2 protein-coding genes are annotated in these 1,281 nt (G+C 66.0%); both read left to right on the forward strand.

The features are described 5' to 3' along the window. Positions 1 to 98 precede the first annotated feature (98 nt). Positions 99 to 278 carry a hypothetical protein gene (locus ABZW16_RS43975; protein ID WP_354962105.1) on the forward strand — a complete coding sequence of 60 codons (180 nt, stop codon included), beginning with the start codon at positions 99 to 101 and terminating at the stop codon, positions 276 to 278. A gap of 15 nt (positions 279 to 293) precedes the next feature. Then, on the forward strand, positions 294 to 788 hold the full coding sequence (locus ABZW16_RS43980; RefSeq protein WP_354962106.1) for an IS5 family transposase: 495 nt from the start codon (positions 294 to 296) through the stop codon (positions 786 to 788). Positions 789 to 1,281 lie beyond the last annotated feature (493 nt).

The raw sequence follows: 1,281 nt of genomic DNA on the forward strand, positions 1-1,281 counted from the left end.
ACCCTTGCACCGCTGTCGAATCCCATTGCCCTAGTTCGTGGTCAGAGCAGTGGGCGGATGTGTCCAGAGTCAGATTCCAAGTAACTGATAGGCAGACGGTGTGGAAGCGCCATCGCCGCTACGCCGCCGACGGCACCTGGGACCGTGTGCTGACCGCGCTGCTGGCGTTGGCCGACACCACCAGCGATCTCGATTGGGTGGTGTCGATCGATTCGACGATCGTGCGGGTGCACCAGCACGGCGCCGGCGCGGCCCGCGACTCGGTGGCGGGGCTATGACCGCCCGACCACGCGATCGGGCGTTCCCGTGGCGGGTTGACGACCAAGGTTCATCTCGCCACCGACGGACACGGTCACGGCCTGGCCGTGTTGCTCACGCCAGGCCAGACCCACGACTCGCCGTGGCTGGCACCACTGCTCGACACGGTCGCGGTGCCTCGCCTCGACGGCGGCCCGCCGCGGCGCAACCCCGACGCGGTCATCGCCGACCGGGCCTACTCCTCGGCGGCGAATCGAACCTTATTGCGGCGCAAGCGCGTCCAGACCGTGATCCCCCAGCGTCGCGATCAGATCGCCAACCGCAAACGCAAGGGCCGCGCCGGCGGTCGGGCACCGAGCTTCGATCCCGAGACCTACAAGCGGCGCAACGTCATCGAACGCGCCTTCAACCGGGCCAAGCACTGGCGTGCCGTGGCGACCCGCTTCGACAAGCTGGCCATCACCTACCGCGCCGGATTCGTCCTGGCCCTCATCGTCGAATGGCTCAAATCATTAGGAGACACGACCTAGTCCCGGGATACCGCCCTGGCCGCTGCTGCTGCGAAGCCGACGTCTACGGGACCATGTGTGGCAGCAACCTATTCGAGCAGCAACGGAGCCCAGCAGTAAACTCCAGCAACCCGACACAGATACGGCGATCAGTTCCGATTCGATGCCAGCGCGCTCGCGCAGGTTCCTTAGGCTGCCGGGTTGTCTTGCGCTTGTCCGCGCCTGTTCTCTCGTCTCACATCATGCGGCCGTTGGGCAGAGCGGCCTCGGTGTCATTGGATGTCGGGCGTTGCGCGCGAGGCCGGCTACCCCTGCCGTCACCGCGTGACTGCCGGGCGATACCTGAACGCGATCTGCCCACACCGGGGCGGCCAATCCGGTCGCGCCCCAACAGCGCTATCGGCGTCAAGGAAGTTGCAGGTCGGCGACATACACCAGGTTGGGGATATGGGTCAGTTCCCCCTCCGGACACTTACCATAACCCCAACCGTGCGGGTCGAGAGATGTCTCGACC

It is taken from the genome of Nocardia sp. NPDC004604, from assembly GCF_040609795.1.
Lineage (GTDB): Bacteria > Actinomycetota > Actinomycetes > Mycobacteriales > Mycobacteriaceae > Nocardia.